The organism is Paraburkholderia nemoris, assembly GCF_905221015.1.
Taxonomy (GTDB): domain Bacteria; phylum Pseudomonadota; class Gammaproteobacteria; order Burkholderiales; family Burkholderiaceae; genus Paraburkholderia; species Paraburkholderia nemoris.
On record NZ_CAJNBO010000119.1, the window covers coordinates 1 to 563 of the forward strand.

1 protein-coding gene is annotated in these 563 nt (G+C 58.1%); it reads left to right on the forward strand.

Annotated elements, in window-relative coordinates; translation table 11 throughout:
- Window positions 1-200: 200 nt before the first annotated feature.
- Window positions 201-563: IS110 family transposase (locus KHO33_RS41940; protein ID WP_236074857.1), on the forward strand; the 363-nt coding region annotated here is incomplete at its 3' end.

Here is a 563-nt window from a genome sequence, read left to right on the forward strand (position 1 = left end):
AGCCGCTTTCTTTTGCCTACTTGTATATTCCCTCCTGTGGCGCCGACCCGATCAGTTGTCGCCACATGGACAGTCAGCTCGTCTGCCTAAAGTGCCTCGAGCCCGCAGAAAAGCCTGAGCGACTGTCCTTTTCATCCTCTTAACCCGAACAGTTGACTGAGCCTCGAGCTCGTATTTTTCCTGCAAGTATGGGTACCGTGATGAACCAGACTTCTTCCGTCTATATCGGCATCGACGTCAGCGGCAGCACCCTCGACGTTGCCATCCACGACACAACCGAGCATTTCAGTGTCGACAATGAATCCGCCGCCATCGAACAGCTGGTCCAGCGTCTGATCACGCTGAACCCCACACTGATCGTCATGGAGGCCACCGGCAAGCTCGAACTCGCCGTACTCAAGGCGCTTTGTCAGGCCGGTCTCCCCGCTGTCGCCGTCAATCCCCGACAGGTGCGCGACTTTGCCAAAGCCACCGGCAAACGGGCGAAGACAGACCGCATCGACGCGTTCGTCATCGCCCATTTCGGCGCCGTCATCAAACCCGTCGTGCGGCCGCTCAACGAT